Source organism: Methylovulum sp. (assembly GCF_028687615.1).
Taxonomy (GTDB): Bacteria; Pseudomonadota; Gammaproteobacteria; order Methylococcales; family Methylomonadaceae; genus Methylovulum.
This window is the reverse complement of the sequence record NZ_JAQTZU010000013.1, coordinates 42097-62249: the sequence shown is the minus strand read 5'-3', so window position 1 is coordinate 62249 and position 20153 is coordinate 42097. Positions and strand designations below refer to the sequence as shown.

The following is a 20153-nucleotide window of genomic DNA, read 5'->3' as shown; positions in this document are numbered from 1 at the left end:
ATGACTAGCCAAAGGCAGTTGTGTTCATTAAGAGTTACGGCAATAGCCTATTGGGATATTTCATGGAACTCCGTATTTTAAGTATTTTCTGTATAATACCCAATTTAAACAGGAGGATTATATGCTAGAAGTTCCAGCAACCGAATTTGTCAAAAATTTTGGACAATATAAAGAACGGGCGCAACGGGAAGTCATTGCCGTCACCAGCCACGGACGAACCAGCGGATATTTTATTTCTGAACAAGAATATAAATTGCTCAATGCCCAAGCAAGGCGGGCCTACCATGTCAGCGAACTGCCGGAAACAACAGTTGCTGCTCTTACCAATGCCCAAATGGCCCCGCAGCATGAACACCTGAACTCCCTGATGGATTGAGAAATATGCCGTTACCAGAACCGGAATGCGGACTTGTCATTTCTTATGCGTATTTGTGGAGGAACGAATATGCCGCCGGAAAAATTGAAGGCCAAAAAAACCGGCCCTGTGCCATTATCCTCGCCATCAAAAATACCAATGACAAGCAAACCGTTACCGTCGCCCCCATTACCCATACGCCACCACGCGATCCGGCAGTCGCTATTGAAATTCCGCCAAGAGTCAAACAACATTTAGCACTGGACGGAGAACAATCATGGCTGATCCTTGACGACTTCAATGAATTCCTATGGCCTGGCTATGATCTACGCCCCATATCCGGCACAATGGGCAAATACGACTATGGATTATTGCCACCAGCCTTATTCAATCAAATCACCGACAAAATTCTTGAACTTCGTCAAAAAGGCATCAGGCCGACTCCCCGCGATTAAGCCCACACCCTAGCGGTGACTATGGGAAACATTTTCACAAATAAAAAAGGAGCAGTCAGCCCCCTTTTTATTTAGGCTGGAGCGGGTTTATCACCCGTTCCAAACGTTTCAATGGGTATCCAGCACCGCAAAATGTTCAGTGCGTGTTTTAAAAGTACGGCGGTGATGAAAACTGAGGTTTTTAGATCGGTAGTCCTGCAATCGGAATGATAATAGATTTGTCAATAAAATATTGCGATAACTGTACACCTTGAAGTACGGGCATTCGACCCAATAAATCGGTAGGCTTGACTTTTTACAAATCATTCCGATTGCAGGACTCCCCCCCCTTCCATCGTACAAGGGAGTCGGGGTTAAAAATAGCCACGACTGCTGAAATATCAACATGGCATCAGCAGTTAGTGTTGCCTGAGAAACACCAATTAAACAGTTTTAGTCAAAAATTATATAAAAACCAAATGGATATAGATTGGCATGATGGGTGCTTAATGAGCTTAAGCGGGTGTCTGAACGGGTAATCTGCATAATTCGTTAATCTTTAAATTAAGGTATTTATATGAAACAACTAAACACATTGGCTCTGGCGGTTTCCTTGCTGGTTGGTTCGCAAGCGGCCCACGCACTGACACCTTGGACAACAGGTTTTGCCACGCCTGACGTTGCGGTCTATACCTCGGGGGGCGCGGCCCAGGATAAAGCCTACGGGCAAGTGGTCACCACGACGTTGGCGGCACCGGGTACGGTTGATATTTTCAGTGATGTCGATCCGGCAACGGGTTCAGTCGGGGCGCGTTGGACCGCTTATTATTTTACCGGCAACGCCAATTTGGGCGCGGGCCTGGCGGGCAAAAAAATCTTGTTGGAAAAACGTTCTTACGGCGCGGCAGGCTACGGTGTCGTGCCCTTGTTGGCCGCTTCTGGTGCCGGTCTTCCCATTGAGCATTTAAAGATTCAAGGGCTACAAGCAGCCGATTGGGATGTCGATGGTACTGTTGGTGGCAAAAAATGGAAAAAAACCATAGACACGGGCAATGCCAGTAAATATTTGTTTAAAAAAGTTTCTGATGGTGGCTTTTTGGGCGTCGATCCAGAAATTTTGCTAAAGCCTGGTACTGAAAACTATCCTGGTCAAGTCAATGAAGTGTCCACTGGTTTGCCCGAAGCGGGTTGGCCTTTGACCTTGTCCGCCTTGCCTAAAACCGGAAACCTTTTTACGGTGGTTCCAACCGGGGGCTTGGTTTATGGCGTTGCCGTGACCTTGGATTTATACAAGGTGTTACAAGCAGCCCAAAAACGGGCGGGTATTTTGCCTAGCACCGTTGTGGTTGGCAGTTACAGCGAAGCCAGTTTGCCTAAGTTAAACCGCAATGTCATTGCCTCCTTGCTGGCGGGTAAAGTCGGTGCTTGGAATCAAATCAAGATAGTCGATAAAACTGACGGCAATAAGGTAAAAACCTTGCTGGACACGACTATTCTTGCCAGTGCTGGAGTCACCGCACCGTACAAAGAAGCGACGACGGGTAAAAATTTAACTCCAGTTGCGGTGGCGAAGCGAAATAAAGGTGCGGCGATAGGGGCGGTTGCCTATGCCAAATTCCTCAATTACCCCGGCACCAAAAATTCATTTGCGCCGGGGGCAACCACGCCTGATAACGCGGTGGATGAAGATGCCACCTTGCCTATCGTCAAAGCACCGGGCGGTGCCGCCGATACAGGCAACCTTTTGAAAGACTGGCAAAACGGCACCAATGCGACTGGATACAATAACGTGCTGGATGTCACTAAACCTGCTAAACGTTGGGGTATAGCCGTCAACAGTGCCGACCGTAATAGTTCGGTGTTGGCGAATGGTACCGGTGGCGACCCTTGGCGATATATCAAAATTGATGGCTATGCGCCGACCTTGGAAAATGTGGCGGCAGGTGTTTATCCGCACTGGGCCGAAGGGGCGGTGCTTTACCGCACTAGCAAAGGGGTCGATCCTTTGTGGGCGGTCAAGACCAAGCTTCTGAAGGCTTTCGCCAATGATTTGGGCAGTCCGACGGTGGCGAATGCCGTCAATACCACGCAGGCCTGGGGTAAGACGGGTATTTTCGCAACCACGGCCGATCCACGCGGTTTTACCGCCAGCATTCCGTTTAATTACGCCAACCCGGTCGTACCGCTGACACATTTTAATGGTGGTAGCACCCATGCTGACATCGTTCCGGTTGCGGATAGAAATGCAAAAGGCGGCCTATCTCTGCAACTGAAATAAGTATTTGAGGTGGTGATGGTAATTTAACTGGAGCGCGGACATCCTGTCCGCCAAGCGGTCAAGATGACCGCGCTCCCGGTTAATAATTAACCACCAGCTTTTAATTCAACCACTACTAATTCAACCACCACCATTTTTTCAATCAGGTTGCAATTTGTTGGATTAAGGGATTTTCTGGATAAGTTGCTGGATAAGTTGGATGGTTGCCCGCCGCTTTCTTGCTTTAAGGCTGCTTAAAAATCAACACCTAAGCAACAGCAACTGTTGGTGTTGCAACAGCGGATAAGCGGTTTTATTTCAACAATCACTTACTTTTCAAAAACTTGTAACATGGCATGTCGGTTGCAAGTTCTTATGGTACTGACATCAATATTTCTCGCTTGGGAGCAAAACCTATGGTTACTTCAGAAGTTACCGGCAACAACCAAATCAAAGGTAGGATTCGGAATATCCACAACCGGGATGTCCTTTCAGAAGTTGAGCTGGACACGGCGGCGGGGATTATTACCTCGGTCATCACAACCAGCTCACTTAAATCGCTAGGTTTGGTGGTGGGGCAGGAAGCCGTGGCGGTGGTAAAAACGACGCAGTTTGCGTTGGCAAAAGTTTGATTTTTCTAAAGGCAAAAGACCAAGATGAACATGATGTCGAGTATTGCCAATAAATCGCATGTCAAGTTATGCGGTGGTGAGTTCATTCTTGAGCTTGAACCCTATGACAGGTCGATTATTGATAAAGGTGAAATTCGTGTCACTTGCCATGATGGCAGTGAATTTTCTATCAATTGCAAAACCCAGCCAGAGAATGACGGGCGCTTGAGCTTGAAATTTTCGGTGCAAAGCCTCCGTATTCCCGCATTGACCAAGGTGTTGTTAATTTGGGCTGGAAACTCATTGGATATTAGCGGCTTGTTCCTGCGTTACCAGCTTGATAGCGACAAACTCAATGACAATGTTTATCTGACCAAAAACTTGTTTAACGCCCAAGCCCGCAATTATTCCCTGGATGATTTGTTTGTCGTGACTTATGCGTATTTGAATGCCTTGCCGCTTGATAACCAGAATTTCGGTGGCTTGATTACGATACTTTCCTATCGTATCGCCGACAAACTGGAAGAGCGTGGCGATATACTCGAAGCAGTCCATGCCACTTACCGGCATTATCGGGATAAAGTGCAAAGCCATAATGCCGTGGCTTTCCGTTGGTTGGTTTCAAGCTCCAGTGTCCTGGCTACGGCTTTGCTGGCAACAGGATCGGTGACACAGGCGGCGGATGTCGTTGACGGGGCGCTTAAAGCGATAGTCCACCCCAGTTTTAATCCCCTGGTCCATCAAAATTACGCCATGTTGTTGTTTCAGGGCGGCTTGATCAAGGCGTGGTACGGGCATTTTGACGAAGCCGCCAGTTTGTTTATTGGCGCGGTCAATGCCGGCCGTTACGGCATGATCGATTTGCTGCATCCGCAAAATAATTGGGTGATAGGCCAGATGAGCGATTGCCATAAGTTTTTGCTAATCATTGAAGCCGCCTATTGCGCGTCCCTGGCGTGTACTAAAAATAAATTGCCGCCAGAATCGCGTTTTGCACCCGTCAACCCAGCACCCAAATTGCAGATTAATTTCAAGGCCATTTTTGAGCGGTTTGAATGCTGTAAAAAATCACCCCCGCCTTTTTTTGAGCAAGTTTTGCAAAAAATGCAGGCCCACCAAAACCAGCCGAAAACTTAACACCTTATTTAATCCGTTATGAAAACGCTATCCAACCAAATTCGGCTGCTCGATTGCACCTTGCGTGACGGGGGCTACTACACCCAATGGGAATTCGATGCGGATTTTGTCCATGAATACCTTGATTTGGTTGCCCGTAGCCCGATACACGACATCGAAATCGGTTACCGTAGCCCTGAGAAAGACAGTTATTTCGGACGGTTTTTTTATCTTTCCAGGCAGGAGTTGCTCGAAGCCAAGCAGCGTTTGCGTCCGAACCAACGTTTGGCGGTGATGTTTAACCTCAAAGACGTGAGTGAAGACAGCATCGATTTTTTCCTCAGTGATATTGAAGGCATTGTGGATTTGATCCGCTTTGCCGTGGCACCCAGCGAGATTTTACGGGCTTTGCGACTGCATCAAAAAGTCATCGGACACGGTTTTGCCTGTGGTTTGAATGTCATGCACTTGAGCAAATGGAGCGGGAAAGTGGACGAAATACTCGCGCCGTTTTCTGAAATCAAGCATCTCGATTGCTTGGCGTTGGTGGATAGTTATGGCGGCTGTTTTCCCGATGAGGTGGGGGCGGCGATCAGCCGGACTTGTGCGATTTTTTCTGGTAAGGTCGGTTTTCACGGCCACGACAATGCGGGTTTGGCCTTTGCCAATGCCTTAAGCGCGTTGCAATCGGGGGCGACGTCTATTGACGCGACGTTCATGGGCATGGGGCGAGGGGCGGGCAACTTGAAAACCGAATTGATGCTGACCTATATCGGCATCGCGACGGGTACGGAAATCCCCTATTTTGAACTGAGCAAATTCATGGACAGGATGGCAAGACTCCATGCCTTGTACCAATGGGGGACATCGCTGCCGTATATGTATTCCAGCCTGTCCGGTCAAGAGCAAGGCAAAGTGATGGACTGGTTGATCAAGGATCGTTTTGACCCGGCGGTGGTGATGGGCGCCTTGCAAAACAAACTAGTGGTGCATGGTGGTTCCGACAACAAATCGTTCGCAAAATTCGCTGATTTTTCAGGCACTTCAGGTCGTAGCCGTTTTATCCTGATCGGCGGTGGCGACAGTGCGAAACGGGCGGCATCGGTGATGGAGCATTTCGATCTTGACGATACCGTGATTTTGCACACCAGCCTCAAATCGACAGGGCATTTCACCGATTTAAGCGGACATTGCATTGCCTTGTCGGGGCATGAAATTCAAAAGGTTTCTAAGCCGCGTCTGGAGACCTTGGCCCAGGGCATCGCTTGCTGGATAGTGTCTCCACCACTGAGATTTGCGGGCAGTGTGCCTACGGTTGGCACGGTTTGCCAAGTCAATCCGGCATCCTTGTTTGCCATTACGGAAATCGCCGGAGTGTCAGTCCCTAGCCCTCTGCAACTGGGTTTGACCGCCGCCGTCGAATGCGGTGCCGATGAAGTGATGCTGGTTGGCTTTGATGGTTATATCGGCGAAGGCGAATCGTCCCATGCCAAAAATGATGAAAATGCCACCACCATTGCCGAATATCTTGCCGTCGCCAACGTTCCCAGGCTAGTCAGCCTGGCGCCGACTTTATACCGGATTCCAGTGCGTTCCTTGTATGCGATGGTGCAAGCGTGCTGACGGGACGTGAGTAATGCCAGTTTGATAATTTGCCAATCCGACCAAACCGATGATCAACATTAACCATGAGGTGCAAGCCATGAAGTCCAGAAAAGTAACGGCGATTATCCCTTGCCGCAAGGGCAGCCAGCGCGTAGCCAACAAAAACACCCGTCCCTTCGCCGGTTTTGCCCACGGATTGTTGGAACTCAAACTGAAACAACTGGATGAGGTGGCGGGGATAGATGAGATCTTGGTCACCACCAACGATCCTATCGTCATCAGGATTGTCAGGCAAATCCGCACGACCTTGACCAAACCCGTGAAACTTGACTTAAGGCCGGATCAATATGCCGCCGATGATTCCCTGCAAGGTTTGATCGGTTATTTGGGCAATACGGTTGACACCGATGTGATCGCCTGGACGCACGTCACCTCGCCGTTGTTTGACACCTCGCTTTATGAAGCGGCATTGTCTGCCTACGCGCAAGCTTTGCAAAACCAAAGCGCAGACAGCCTGATGGCGGTTGATGTGTCGCAAACTTTCGCCATGCGTTCCGGCGCGTGGATCAGCCATGACAGCACCGTCAAACGCTGGCCCCGCACCCAAGATCTGGAGAAAATCTTTCTCGTCAACAGCGCGTTGTTTGTGATAGACAAATTTTTGATGGCACAGCTTCAAGATCGTGTCGGCCATCAACCCGTCTTGTTTGAAACGCCATCCCCTTATGGTTTCGATATTGATTGGGAAGAGGACTTTGTCCTGGGTGAGAAGCTGTATGCCGCATTGGATAATCGTGAGCTGGGAAGTATCCCCAAAATTATCCCCGGCCACCCAATCCACAATGGCTTTAATGGCGTTTATGCCACCGCCTAAAAAAATCGCCATCGTCGGTTCATCGCATGTTACATGGTGGGAACTTGCCATAGAAAGAAGGCAAATACCCAAACCTAGCCACGATGTGATTTTCATCGGTCGTGGGGCGATGCCAATTTGGGGGGATTTTATCCGCTCAGAAATAGCCCGCATCGAAGACCAGGTCGATCAGATGGTTTTGCTCGTGGGTGACTTGCGGTTTGGCAACAAAATTTTGAAGAGCGAAAAATTCCTACGCACCGGCGATAGCTCAGGGAATTATCTTTATATTGAGAAAGAGCTGATTTCTGACGAAAACGACAAAAGGATGTTGAAACTCAACGTCAACTTTTTCAATGACTTGTCCACAAGGCTGGGTTCAAAATTGCGTATCCTGCTTTGGTCATCGACGTACCGCGAGTTCCTTAACAAGCAAAATGACCGTTATGGAGGCAAAAGCAATTACCGGCATCCGGTTTGGAACCTGGCTGATTTGGCCGGGCAATTTAAGAATGCCTTGATTGATACCTCACCGCTGACAGGCTTTCCCCTCGATAGTTTTTTTCTTGATAGTAACGGCCACCCAACTTTCAAGGGACATGCCCTAATCGGCCGTTTGTTGGCTGGACAGGACGCTTTAGCCGCTTACGAATCCGTGTGTTCTACTTTTGAAACCTGGAGCCATCTTATGTTTCCACTCAATGCTGACCGTTACCGGATCAATATCACTGGCAATTCCATTGCTTTCAGGGCACTGGACAAAGCGGTGCGGACCAACTGTTTCTTGATGCCCGCCAGTTGGGAAATTAATGGTTTAAAGGCGAGCCGGGATGCGCCTGGACGCTATGACCGTGTGGTTTACTTGTCCGGGCTATCTTTTCAGGACGAAAGTCCGGCGCAAATCAAGGCCAAAATTGCCGAAGAAAAAGCCGTAATACAACAATTGGCTCTTGGCGGCCCGGTCACTGTTATGTTCTGGGACCAATGGGCGCGTGAAACCGTTTCCAAGCGGCCCGAATACCTTAACCAGTTTATGCCTAAACATGCCGAAGCGTATGTCGAGGGCATCGAACAACAGTTTGCCGATTTTGATGTCAGGCGTTTAAGTGCGATTCCATTTCAAGAGTCCATCGAGTTGATTGAATGTGGCGGTTCTTTCCATCCTTGCGGCAAAGGTTATGCGGCATTGTTCCATCTGATGATTTCACCGACTTTATTGCCAACAGCTTTTTCACGCTTTGAACAAATGCTGGGTTATTGCCTGAATCCAAGCCAGGCCGATGTTGGTGCGAATTTTTCCAAACTAGACAGTGACGCCGCCGATACACGGCTGGCGCGTTTGCAAGGAGAGCTGGACGGCATCGGGCTGGCTGGCGATGTTTGCGGTTGGGCAATAGATGTTGAGGCATCGGAGTACCGGGTTCCTGTGTATATTTTTTCAGGGACTGAGCTGGTGGCTTCGGTGATGGCCGACAAATTTCGGGCCGATCTTCAGTACGGGGATGGTGGCGACGGCGGTTTCTACGGGTTTTCATCAGGCCCGTTAGCCTTGTCCTTGCTCAAAAATTTGCATGTGGGTATGCCGCTTCGAGCAAGTTTTGATGCGGAAGGGCAGTTTGAATTAGCCAATAGTCCAATCACTTTGAGCCAAGAAGCCTATACAAAATTAGTGCTTGCCGCAATAAAACCTTGGGAAACTGATTATCATGGCCCCCGGTTTCCGCCAGCCAGTTGCGCTTACCGTCTCCCTCTTGATGGCAGCCATTTGTATCTTGCAAAACGGGTGGCTTTGGAAAATGATCCGGCCATTTTTCCGCGTACCGAGGTGGTGCTGGACAGGGCGGTTGTTGAAGGTGTCAGAAGACCTTCGGCGTACTTTAAGGCGGTCATTAGGGTCCGTACCGTGGGTGGGGTTTACCGAAAAGATGGTGGCCTGGAAGCGTCCGCCATGTGCAACCGGGTCGATGGCGGGCAAATCGCCGATCCATTCCTGACCACAAAGCCCACGCGCCATATCGACACCGTATGCCTGTATGGCGGCACCATCGTTGATCAATACGGACATTTTATTATCGAAAGCTTATCTAGGTTTCAAGGCTTTCAGCGGTATTCACATTTGCCTATCGTCTATACCTATTATGCGGATGCCACCCGCGCTGATGAGCTTCCAGCTTACATGCAGGCAATTTTTGAACTGACTGGCATACCGCTAGAGCGGATTATCTTGGTTCAGGAAACGACGTCGTTTAAGAAACTGGTGATTCCGAAGATAGGTATGCGTTACTACGATTATCTCGATGCCGACCATCAGCAGGCTATGGCGGCGAAGGTAAAAGCGGCTATGGGCAAGGAGTATCCTGATGAAAAACAAGGGAACGTGTACATTTCCAGGTCAGGGCTAAGCACCGAATATACCGGGAACATTATCTGCGGCGAAGCGGAATTTGAAAATTATCTTAAATCCGAAGGCTTCACTGTGGTGTCCCCGGAAACCCTCACGGTTAAAGAACAGGTCAAGCTATTTTGCTCCGCCCAAAATGTAGTCGGCTTTATCGGTAGCGGTTTTCATACCTTGCTGTTATGCGCGGATGTGCCGGAAAAAATCTTTTACCTCAACCGGAATAAGGCGGGGGTGAATCCACAGTATCCGCTGATCGACCAAGTGTTGGGTATTCAAGGCCATTATATCGACAGCGTTATCAGGAGTTCGGCAAGAATAACGCAAGTGGATTTTGAAGCAGTTTCCCGAACTTTGATGGCATCGGGATTGGTAAAGCAGCTTTTTAATGCCAAACAACATGATTTGGAAACGGAGTTTGCTTTAGTGTCCGACTGGCTGAATATAAAGCATAAAGGTAAAAATTTAAGTTGGGATGATAAGGAGCATCTGGAAGTTATTGTCGATCAATGCCTGAACAAAGTGGTTGCAAAGGAAGCACAGACGTTTCTAAATACGCATTCAAACCGTTTTCAAATATCCAGAATCGGGGCGTTGGCATAGATTGCAACAATATGCAGATGTCAGCAACTTGTGTACTGTTTTGATTAACTATTAATAATCAAATAATTATGAAAATGTGTGGCATCCAAGCTTTGAACTTAAATAGTATATTACGATGGCAATGTTGATTCGTTTGGGATTGGAGTTATGCAATGCCCAATAACCCCCTTTCGGAACGCCTTATATTCGGGCCATCCCATAGCGTCAGGCTTAAGCATGCTTTGGCAACCCGGCAACTTCCTGAATTGTCCGTTCCCAGCCGTATCATCGGCGTAGGCGGTATGCCGATTTGGAATCCGCGTATCAGTAAGGAAATTGCCATATCCACTTCAAACCATGAGGTTTTAAACCATGAGGTTTTTTTTATCGTCGGCGATTTCCGCTTCGGTAATGCGGTACTGAAAGACCCCGTATTTAAAGCCAGTGGCCGACCAGAAAAAGTGTATCTCTCCATTGATAAAGAACTGATCAATGAAGAAAATGACCGTATGATGCTTGATCTATGCCAGTCAGCAATTGAGTCGCTAACTCAGCAGCTTAATGGAAAATTGCGCTTGTTGTTTTGGGATCTTTCGATACGGGAATACCAAAACCGGGCGACCGGACGTTATCAAGATTTGGGCACATACCGCCATCCGGTTTGGAATTTGCACGATGTTCTTGGGCAATTCGCGGGCGTTGCCATTGATACCCAGGATATTCTTAAAGTGGGTGAGCGGCTTTATATTGATTCCAGCGCCCATCCCAGCCTGGTTGGCTGGCTTTATATCCTCAAGCTGTTACGAAGGGATGAACGGGTCGATTTGATCAAAACCATACAAACGTTTGACCATTTGCTAAAGCGTCTATTGGATAAGGTTTTTGCCAAAGAAACCGTTTTAATTACCGGCGATTCGAAGTTCGCCAGGGCCTTGCATTTTTTTGTTCAAAAAGGCCATTTTCAATTGCCCGCTGCTTGGGCTATCAGTCCCTTATCAAGGGCTATAGATGGTGCGGCATTCGACCATTGCCTTTTTTTCCCTGCTTTATGCACTTATGGATTGGGCGAAGCGGAAATTTCTGAGGGGGTTGAAAACGTGATCAATATCCGTCAGAAACTAAGCGTCAAACACAAACGGCTGTCTATCCTGTACTACGATAACTGGGCTTATGAATCCATCTCTAAAAGAAAGGATTTTCTGGACAAGTACCATTCAAAATATACCCGCGGCCTCAGCGTCAATTTAGAACTGGTCACCTGTCCAAGAAACCAGGCTTATAAAATGAGCGACAGTGTTGACTTTGAAGGCATGATAGAGCTGAATAATTTCTTGCTACCGACCCCGCTTGGGATTTTTGAGATCTTTTGCAGAAGTGTCGCGGATTTAAGCCATGAGCAGGTCATGGCGTTGTACAGCGATTTCGTCAGCGGGTGTTATTCTTAGTTTAGTATCTACGCCCAATTCTATTGTCGTCAATGATGTCTAAATAACGCCCAGAATGCTCAATGCCAACACCATCTGGCATAAAAAGCCAATAAAAAAGGCGATGGTACGCAGCAACGGAACCCCAAAGGTATAAAGCAGCAAGTGGCAAAGGCGGGTAAAGAAATACACGATACAGGCTGTTGCGGTCAGTGCCGTGGAGCTTCCTGTCATTTGCAAAGCCAGCACTAAAGGGGCGAAGATGACCAAGTTCTCTACGGCATTGTCATGCGCCCGCATCAAGCGTTCCGCCCATTTCGCTTCCGGTCTCAAATCGGGTTGCGGGTTCATCAAGGCCGGCCAAGGGCTGTGTTCAACCAGCCGGTTGATAATGTAAGGCAGCCAAATCAGTGCCGTCATGATGGTCGTCAACGTCAGCCAGTACAATTCGGTCGATAATGCGGTGGTCATTGGATACTCCTCAAAATATATCGTTAAAGTAAACATCCTGGCGGCGGTATTGGGCGCGTCAGGAAATGAGCCTTTACTTTAACGTCTACAAGCTATTTTGAACAGTACGCACAAATATTGTATATAGTGTCTTATTTGATACTGTTGGAATGTTCGGTATGCGTAAACAACGTCACCCAGCCTATACCAATTGCCCGGTTGAAGCGGCATTGGATCTTATCGGCGGCAAATGGAAAGCGATTATCCTCTTTCGGGTTTTGGAAGAAACCCGCCGTTTCAACGAATTGCGCCGGCTATTGCCGGGATTGACCCAGCGTATGTTGACCAACCAATTGCGGGAATTGGAGCGGGATGGCCTGATCGAGCGCAAAGTCTACGCCCAAGTCCCTCCCAAAGTGGAATATTCCATGACAGAATTCGGCAAAACCCTGGAACCGGTTTTGTTGGCATTAAAACAATGGTCGGAAAGCCAAATGTTGCCGCGAATGCAGCTTCTTGAAACGGAAATCGTGCAGGAATAGGTGGGGTTTTAAAGTTCCCGTGGCGTTATCGTTATCAAGTAACACATTAATAATCAATTGCTTGCCGGCATGGTCTTTGATGCGTTTTTCGTGCCTTTCGCTTCGCGCTCTACGGGTCGTCGTCAAGTCAGTCCTTAGATTTTGACAAGCCCAGCAACACCAACGCCGCCAAACCCGCCCCCGCCGTATCCGCCAACCAATCCAACACAGATGAAGTGCGTCCAGGCACAAACGCTTGATGCCATTCATCGCTCGCGCCATATAAACTGCTGAAAACAATCAGCGTCGCCGCTAGTATAATAGGCGGTTTGGCGAAGTGGCGGAAATTGCACCAGGCCGACACCGCCAGCAGAAAATACGCTCCCGCGTGAAATAGTTTGTCTTGGCCCACAAACCACATCGGCGCGGGTAAAGACGGCTGGTTGGACAACCAATACAGCAAGCCGCAGTACGCGGGCAAGCCTAACAACTCTAAGATTCTAATCATATAACAATTAATAAGCATGGATAACCTGTTTGACTATGCCGAGGCGTGTTTGCATAACACGGACATTGGCGAAAAATTGGCGTTGACGCATGAAGCCAAAGCGCGTTTCAGCCGTGGTGAATTGAGCTTGGCGTCGGTGCTTCCGGTGGCGGACATCAGCAACGTGAAATTTCCAGGCAAGCCCGTGTTGTTGCCGCCGCGTTTAGTCCCTAACCGGAAATTGACCCAACAAGGCGGTGTCGGCGCGTTTTTCCACGCCATTGCCCATATCGAATTTATGGCGATTTATCTGGCTTGGGACATTCTGTACCGATTTCGCGGCCTACCGGATGGATTTTATCAAGATTGGCTGTTGATTGCCGATGAAGAGGCGCAACATTTTGAATTGATCTGCCGGCACTTGCAAACCCAGGGCTTGGTTTATGGCGAATTAACCGCGCATGGTGGCTTATGGGAGCATGCGCGGGAAACTTCCGGCGATTTGCTGGCACGTCTGGCCTTGGTGCCGCGCTGCATGGAAGCGCGGGGCCTGGATGTAACCCCAGGGATTATCAGTAAATTTAAACAATTGGATGATGCCGCCAGTGTTGCGTTGTTAGAGCGGATATTGGCGGATGAGGTGGGCCATGTCGAGCGCGGTTCGTACTGGTTTAAATGGTGCTGCCGGCAGCAAGGCTTGGAGCCGGAAAGCCATTACCAACAATTACTTGAACAATATTATCAAGGTGGTAGGCCAAAAGGCCCATTTAACCGAGAAATGCGTATAATTGCAGGCTTTTCAGATACTGAATTGGACTGGTTGGAAAATTCGTCGCCATGAATACAAAAAATAGATTTGCATACCCGCTGTTGGCATTGGGATTTAGGGCTTTTTTCTTGCTGGCGGGGCTTTCCGCACTGATGTTGATCCTGCTCTGGAACGCCATTTTTAAAGGCGATTGGGTGCACGCCAATTATTTCGCAGCGAACGGCTGGCATGCCCATGAAATGTTGTTGGGTTATTCGGTCGCCGTGGTTGCCGGGTTTTTGCTGACCGCCGTCAAAAACTGGACGGGGCAGCCGACAGTATCGGGCGACCAGTTGCTGGGCTTGTGTTTGCTGTGGTTGTACGGGCGTATCCTGCCCTTTTATGCGGGATTATTGCCGGATACCTTGATAGCCGTGGTTGATTTTGCGTTTTTGCCGTTGCTGGCCTATCACGTCAGCAAACCCGTCTTGCGTACTCGACAGTACCGCAATCTGGTTTTTATCGGGATTTTGTTGTTGCTGGCTTTGGGCAACGGCTTGATACATGCACAAACCCTAGGTTTGCTGGAAACCTCCGCAAATTTAGGCACTGAGCTGGTTCTGGCGACGTTGATTGTGTTGATTCTGGTGATCGCCGGACGCATTTATCCCTTTTTCACCGAACGCGCCATTTCCGGCACTTTGATCATCAAAAACCCGTTGCTCGAAGCGGGTTCGATTGCCAGCGCGGTGTTGGTGTTCGCACTACAAATGGCGGGTATTTCTGGAGGCTGGTTGGCATCAGCCGCCGTTATTGCCGCGTCGGCAAATCTGGCCCGGATCGTTGGCTGGTACGTGCCAAGAATACGCTATGTCCCCTTATTGTGGGTGCTGTACATCGGTTATGTCTGGATCATCGCCGGATTTATTCTGACCGCACTGGCTGCATACGCGCTGATCCCGGCCTCGCTGGCCTTGCATGCCTTTACCGTCGGCGGCATTGCCGTGGTCACCTTAGGGATGATGGCACGGGTGGCTTTAGGCCATACCGGACGGGCGTTGCGGGTGTCCAACGCCATCGCCTTGGCGTTTGTCCTGATCAATATCGCCGCCCTGCTACGGGTGATCCTGCCCATCGCCCTGCCCAATGGCTATGACTTGTTTGTTTATGCCTCAAGCCTGTGCTGGCTGGCGGCGTTTGCCTTGTTTGTCTTTATTTACCTGCCAATCCTGACCCAAGCCCGCATTGACGGTCAAGAAGGCTAAGCCGCAATGTTTTCACACGTCTCCCCCAAATCGGAATTTTCGGCACGGCAAAACCTGCGCTGGCTGTTTATTTTGAGAAATTTGATGATAGCCAGCGAATCGGTGCTGATTGTCCTCTCGACTTATGGCCTGAACATCCATTTGCCGCAAAAGCAACTTTGGCTGGTGGTGCTGATGATAGCCGGGTTGAATTTTTATACCTCGTTGCGTTTGCAGGCCGAAGACCCCGTGAACGAACTGGAGATTTTCATCCAACTGATATTGGATGTGGTCGCGATAACGGCTTTGCTGTACCTGACCGGCGGGGCGTCGAACCCGATTATCTGGGTGTTTTTATTGCCGGTGATTATTACCGCGATCATGCTGCCCCAGGCTTACGCTTGGTATATGGTGATCATCACCACGTCCATGTACACGGTGTTAATGGCTTTTAACATTCCCCTGCCCGCCATAGAACCCCATTCGCCCAACCCGCATCTGCTGCATTCCGGCATGAATTATGAGATGTTGCAACAAGCCCATGCCTTAAGCGACAAACATTATTTTAACCTGCATATTTTCGGCATGTGGTTCGGTTTTGTTTTTAGCGCAGGGCTAGTGGCTTTTTTTGTCGTGGAATTGGCAATCGCGCTAAGAAACCAAGAACGCAATCTGGCGGAAGCGAGGGAAAATGCCTTGCGTGATGAACGCGTGGTCGCGCTGGGCACTTTGGCGGCCAGTGCAGCGCACGATATGGGCACACCGTTGGGAACTATCGCCATTGTCGCGCACGAGTTGGAACAGGAATACCCTATCCACCGTTTTCCCGACCTGCATGAAAAAACCCTGATCATGAAGCAACAAATCGACCGCTGTAAATCGGCCTTGTCGGTGATGTCGGCATCGGCGGGCGAATTACGCGCCGAATCGGGGCGGGCGATCTTATTTATCGAGTATATCGACGAAGTCATCAAACAATGGCGCACCCATAAGGCCAGTGCCAAATTGAATTTTATCATCGACCCTGATGTGGACACCGATGCCCGGATTATTGCCGAACGTACACTCACGCATTCCATCATTAATATTTTGAACAACGCCGCCGAAGCCTCCCCGGCCGAAAAAGGCATAGAATTTCACGCCAACTGGAATTTGCAACAGGCGGTCATCAAAGTCCGCGATTTTGGCTCTGGCCTACCCGCAGAAGTCCTCGAATTTACCGGCCAACATCCCGTCATTAGCAAAAAACGCGGCTTGGGGGTTGGCCTATTCCTGACTTATTCCACAATCCAACGCCTAGGCGGTAAAATCAATTTGTACAACCTCGACTCAGGCGGCGCCTGTGTGGAAATAACCATACCCCTATTAAATACAGAGCAAAACGATGACAGCACAGGAATTGGACAAGCCCCGTTTATTGCTGGTGGATGATGACGAAACTTTTTGTAAGGTGTTGAAAGGCGCGTTGGAAAAACGCAATTTTGAAGTCGTGGTCGCCAATAATGTCACCGACGGCATTGCCTTGGCGGAACAAAATCTGCCCGAATTTGCCGTTATTGATTTGCGCATCGGTTATGAATCTGGACTGGAATTGGTCAAAAAACTGATTTCCTTGGACGACAACACCCAAATCGTCATGTTGACCGGGTTTGCCAGCATCGCCACTGCGGTTGAAGCGATTAAACTGGGCGCCATCCATTATTTGACCAAACCCGCCAACGCCGATGAAATCGTCGCCGCACTTAACAAAAACGAAGGGGATGCGTCCGTCTCCATCAGCGAAAGCCCGTTGTCCGTCAAACGCCTGGAATGGGAACACCTGCAAAAAGTGCTGATGCAATACGACGGCAACATATCCGCTGCGGCACGGGCTTTGAATATGCACCGCCGGACCTTGCAAAGAAAGCTGGACAAACGCCCGGTCAGGGAATAAATCCGTGAACAATGACCTTCCCGCGACGGGCTACATTTGCCCGATTTGCGCCACCGCGCTCACCTTTTCACCCACTGGAAAATCCTACCAATGCGCCAATCGGCACAGTTTTGATTTGGCACGCGAAGGCTATGTCAACTTACTGCCCGTGCAACACAAACATTCCACTGAGCCGGGTGACAACAAAGCCATGCTCACGGCGCGGCGGGCATTTTTGGAAGCGGGCTATTACCAACCCTTGGCACAAGCCATTGCCTTGCTGATTTGCGCTTATTCAGCACCCCAAATTTTACGTTTGCTGGATGTCGGTTGTGGTGAAGGCTATTACCTGCGCCAACTCAGCCAGCATTGCCCGCCGGAACAAACAATTGAGCGGCACGGCGTGGACATTGCCAAAGCCGCCATTGCCGCCGCCGCCAAAAAAGACGCGGCGGCCCGCTACTGCGTCGCCAGTGCACAGCGCCTACCATACACCGACCAGTATTTTGATGTCTTGATGCGGGTGTTCGCGCCATCCAACGCCGCCGAATTGCAACGGGTGTTAAAACCGGCCGGCCACTTTTTGCTGGTCACGCCCGGCCCGCGCCATTTGAGCCAGTTAAAAGACTTCATTTACGCCGAAGTCAAAGAACATGCCGAAGCGGCGGAGTTACCGGATGGCTTTGAACTTTTAACCAGCCAGCGCATTAGCCGCTGGATTACACCCAACCGTGACGAACGGGCCGCATTACTGCAAATGACACCGTTTGCTTGGCGGGCAAATCCAGAGTCCCAGCAAGCCCTTGCCGAACCGGAAACACTGGCTATAGAAACCGATTTTATTTTGACCTTGGCGCGGAAACAGTGCTGACGGGCTTCCTTACGCCAGCCCCTCCTGCAGACAATATTCCCCATACGGATAAAATACTAACGCTACATTGCGTCCCTAATCACTTCTGAACACCACGCCATGCTAAGAATCACCGAACTCAAACTGCCGTTAAACCACAGCGGCGCCGAACTGACCGCCGCCATTTTAGAGCGTCTGGCGATCAGCCCTGCACAACTCAACAGCCATAGCGTGTTCCGGCAAGCTTTTGATGCGCGTAAAAGAAGCGATATTTTGCTGGTGTATACGCTGGATGTGGACGTTGCCGACGAAGCCGACGTGTTGGCGCGGTTTCAGGATGATCCGCATATCCTGCCCACGCCGGACACCACGTATCGCTTCGTCACCCAGGCGCCGCAAAATTTGCAGGAACGCCCTATCGTCATCGGCATGGGGCCTTGTGGTTTGTTTGTCGGTTTGATCCTCGCGCAAATGGGTTTTAAGCCCTTGATTTTAGAACGCGGCAAGGAAGTACGCGAACGCACCAAAGATACGTTTGGCCTGTGGCGCAAGCGCGTGTTCAATCCAGAATCGAATGTGCAGTTTGGTGAAGGCGGCGCGGGGACGTTTTCCGATGGCAAGTTGTACACGCAAATCAAAGACCCGAACCATTACGGACGCAAAGTCCTCACCGAATTTGTCAAAGCCGGTGCGCCGCCGGAAATCCTGCATGTCAGCAAACCGCATATCGGCACCTATCGGCTAGTGCCGATGGTCGAACATATACGCGCCAGCATTGAAGCCTTGGGCGGCGAAATCCGGTTCCAAAGCCGCGTGGAAGATGTGGAGATTGTCGATGGGCAGGTGCAGGGCGTAACGCTTGCCGGTGGTGAAACATTTACCAGCCGCCATATCGTGTTTGCCGTCGGGCACAGTGCCCGCGACACTTTCAAGATGCTGTACGAACGGGGTGTGTACATGGAAGCCAAGCCGTTTTCAGTCGGTTTTCGCATTGAACATCCGCAATCGTTGATCGATGCGTGCCGCTTTGGCAGCTTCGCCGGACACCCGTTGCTGGGCGCGGCGGATTACAAATTGGTGCATCATTGCCAGAACGGGCGGTCGGTGTACAGCTTTTGCATGTGTCCGGGCGGTACCGTGGTGGCGGCGACTTCCGAAGCGGGGCATGTCGTCACCAATGGCATGAGCCAATATTCGCGCAACGAACGCAACGCCAACAGCGGCATCGTCGTCGGCATCACGCCGGCCGATTATCCCGGCCATCCGTTGGCGGGCATTGATTTTCAAAGCCAATGGGAACAACGGGCGTTTGTGCTGGGCGGTGCAGGCTACGACGCACCCGGCCAGTTGGTCGGCGATTTTCTCGCGGGGCAAGCGTCCACAACATTCGGCAGCGTGTTGCCTTCGTACACGCCAGGCGTACAGTTGGGCGATTTGTCCACCGCCTTGCCGGACTACGCCATCACCGCGATACGTGAAGCCTTGCCCGCATTTGACAAAAAAATCAAAGGTTTTGCGATGCACGATGCGGTGTTGACGGGCGTGGAGACACGCACGTCGTCACCGATACGAATCAAACGCAACGAACAGTATCAAAGCATCAATACCCAAGGTTTGTATCCGGCGGGTGAAGGCGCTGGGTATGCGGGGGGGATTTTATCGGCGGCAGTGGATGGCATCAAAGTTGCCGAAGCGGTGGCGTTGGCAATGATCAACAACGGCTAGAAAAGGCGATGGGACGGATAAGCTTCTGAAGGGAAATTATCCGTCTGGCTTTGATAAAATATGGACAAAATTCTAAAGAGCTAAAGAATATTTTTAGCTCCGCATGTTAAAACAGCGGGGGGAAGTGGATAGGCTGCCGGTTTTATTTAGCACGCTTAGTGGAATTGTAATTATAAGAACTCACCACCCCATGTTTGTCGAATTTAATGACCAAATCTTCGGCCTGGTTTTCGCCAAACGCGCTAACGTAATAATTTCCATACGTCCAGGTTTTTAAACCGTTTTCAATGCCCGTCCGCCAGGGCGAACCAAAGGTGGTGAAAACATCGTTTTGTGTGGTTTCTCCAATATGGATAGACTGCACTTGACCGGCCGGAAACTCATGTCCGACACTGGCGCAGCCAGAACACAACAAAAATATTGACATGGACACGCCGCTTATTGAACGCAACGCTGCGGTTGAAAGTTTTGCAAAGCCACTGGATTGTGTCATTGGATTATTCACCTTAAAAATAAATAACTTATGGGATTGTAATAGTGTTGCCTTAGCAAATATTCCTTCCACAAGGAACTTAGCCACG

At 49.8% G+C, this 20153-nt stretch carries 19 protein-coding genes; 16 read left to right on the top strand and 3 right to left on the bottom strand.

Translation table 11 applies throughout. From position 1 onward, the window contains the following. Nucleotides 1–121 precede the first annotated feature (121 nt). From PHH59_RS09760 to PHH59_RS09720, 9 genes are all read left to right on the top strand, one after another. Nucleotides 122–376, top strand: coding sequence for a type II toxin-antitoxin system Phd/YefM family antitoxin (locus tag PHH59_RS09760; RefSeq protein WP_300014922.1), 255 nt, complete (start codon nucleotides 122–124; stop codon nucleotides 374–376). A gap of 5 nt (nucleotides 377–381) precedes the next feature. After that, nucleotides 382–810, top strand: a complete 429-nt coding sequence (locus PHH59_RS09755) for a type II toxin-antitoxin system PemK/MazF family toxin (protein ID WP_300014919.1) — start codon at nucleotides 382–384, stop codon at nucleotides 808–810. A gap of 556 nt (nucleotides 811–1366) precedes the next feature. Beyond that, a complete protein-coding gene (locus tag PHH59_RS09750) occupies nucleotides 1367–3067 on the top strand; it encodes a hypothetical protein (RefSeq protein ID WP_300014916.1) in 1701 nt (566 codons plus the stop codon). A gap of 395 nt (nucleotides 3068–3462) precedes the next feature. After that, on the top strand, nucleotides 3463–3678 hold the full coding sequence (locus tag PHH59_RS09745) for a TOBE domain-containing protein (RefSeq protein ID WP_300014914.1): 216 nt from the start codon (nucleotides 3463–3465) through the stop codon (nucleotides 3676–3678). Between the two features lie 30 nt (nucleotides 3679–3708). After that, the gene (locus PHH59_RS09740; protein ID WP_300014911.1) at nucleotides 3709–4794 is read left to right on the top strand and encodes a hypothetical protein; all 1086 of its coding nucleotides are present in this window, start codon (nucleotides 3709–3711) and stop codon (nucleotides 4792–4794) included. Between the two features lie 18 nt (nucleotides 4795–4812). Next, nucleotides 4813–6396 (top strand): hypothetical protein, encoded by a 1584-nt coding sequence (locus PHH59_RS09735; RefSeq protein ID WP_300014908.1) that lies wholly within the window; start codon nucleotides 4813–4815, stop codon nucleotides 6394–6396. Nucleotides 6397–6475: 79 nt separating this feature from the next. After that, complete coding sequence (locus tag PHH59_RS09730; protein WP_300014905.1) at nucleotides 6476–7252, top strand: hypothetical protein; 777 nt, start codon at nucleotides 6476–6478, stop codon at nucleotides 7250–7252. Beyond that, on the top strand, nucleotides 7239–10232 hold the full coding sequence (locus PHH59_RS09725) for a glycosyltransferase 61 family protein (RefSeq protein ID WP_300014902.1): 2994 nt from the start codon (nucleotides 7239–7241) through the stop codon (nucleotides 10230–10232). Before PHH59_RS09730 ends, PHH59_RS09725 begins: the two co-directional genes overlap by 14 nt. Before the next feature lie 152 nt (nucleotides 10233–10384). After that, nucleotides 10385–11656, top strand: coding sequence for a hypothetical protein (locus PHH59_RS09720; RefSeq protein WP_300014899.1), 1272 nt, complete (start codon nucleotides 10385–10387; stop codon nucleotides 11654–11656). Nucleotides 11657–11695: 39 nt separating this feature from the next. Here PHH59_RS09720 and PHH59_RS09715 read toward each other — a convergent pair whose 3' ends face one another. Further along, a complete protein-coding gene (locus tag PHH59_RS09715) occupies nucleotides 11696–12106 on the bottom strand; it encodes an MAPEG family protein (protein WP_300014896.1) in 411 nt (136 codons plus the stop codon). Nucleotides 12107–12264: 158 nt separating this feature from the next. On the opposite strand from PHH59_RS09715, the gene PHH59_RS09710 reads away from it, so the two are divergent. Further along, a complete protein-coding gene (locus PHH59_RS09710) occupies nucleotides 12265–12627 on the top strand; it encodes a helix-turn-helix domain-containing protein (protein WP_300014893.1) in 363 nt (120 codons plus the stop codon). A gap of 127 nt (nucleotides 12628–12754) precedes the next feature. On the opposite strand, the gene PHH59_RS09705 is transcribed toward PHH59_RS09710, so the two are convergent. Then, nucleotides 12755–13114, bottom strand: coding sequence for a VanZ family protein (locus tag PHH59_RS09705; RefSeq protein ID WP_300014890.1), 360 nt, complete (start codon nucleotides 13112–13114; stop codon nucleotides 12755–12757). Nucleotides 13115–13130: 16 nt separating this feature from the next. Here PHH59_RS09705 and PHH59_RS09700 point away from each other — a divergent pair, with 16 nt between their 5' ends. From PHH59_RS09700 to PHH59_RS09675, 6 genes are all read left to right on the top strand, one after another. Further along, nucleotides 13131–13934 carry a ferritin-like domain-containing protein gene (locus PHH59_RS09700; RefSeq protein ID WP_300014887.1) on the top strand — a complete coding sequence of 268 codons (804 nt, stop codon included), beginning with the start codon at nucleotides 13131–13133 and terminating at the stop codon, nucleotides 13932–13934. Further along, nucleotides 13931–15106 carry an NnrS family protein gene (locus tag PHH59_RS09695; protein ID WP_300014884.1) on the top strand — a complete coding sequence of 392 codons (1176 nt, stop codon included), beginning with the start codon at nucleotides 13931–13933 and terminating at the stop codon, nucleotides 15104–15106. The genes PHH59_RS09700 and PHH59_RS09695 overlap by 4 nt, the downstream gene beginning before the upstream one ends. 6 nt (nucleotides 15107–15112) lie before the next feature. After that, complete coding sequence (locus PHH59_RS09690; RefSeq protein WP_300014881.1) at nucleotides 15113–16516, top strand: ATP-binding protein; 1404 nt, start codon at nucleotides 15113–15115, stop codon at nucleotides 16514–16516. Continuing rightward, nucleotides 16470–17018, top strand: a complete 549-nt coding sequence (locus PHH59_RS09685) for a response regulator transcription factor (RefSeq protein WP_300014878.1) — start codon at nucleotides 16470–16472, stop codon at nucleotides 17016–17018. Before PHH59_RS09690 ends, PHH59_RS09685 begins: the two co-directional genes overlap by 47 nt. Nucleotides 17019–17022: 4 nt before the next feature. After that, nucleotides 17023–17868, top strand: a complete 846-nt coding sequence (rlmA, locus tag PHH59_RS09680; protein WP_300014875.1) for a 23S rRNA (guanine(745)-N(1))-methyltransferase — start codon at nucleotides 17023–17025, stop codon at nucleotides 17866–17868. Between the two features lie 99 nt (nucleotides 17869–17967). Beyond that, complete coding sequence (locus tag PHH59_RS09675) at nucleotides 17968–19572, top strand: NAD(P)/FAD-dependent oxidoreductase (protein WP_300014872.1); 1605 nt, start codon at nucleotides 17968–17970, stop codon at nucleotides 19570–19572. A 142-nt stretch (nucleotides 19573–19714) separates the two neighbouring features. On the opposite strand, the gene bamE is transcribed toward PHH59_RS09675, so the two are convergent. Next, nucleotides 19715–20065 (bottom strand): outer membrane protein assembly factor BamE, encoded by a 351-nt coding sequence (bamE, locus tag PHH59_RS09670; protein WP_300014869.1) that lies wholly within the window; start codon nucleotides 20063–20065, stop codon nucleotides 19715–19717. Between the last annotated feature and the right edge of the window lie 88 nt (nucleotides 20066–20153).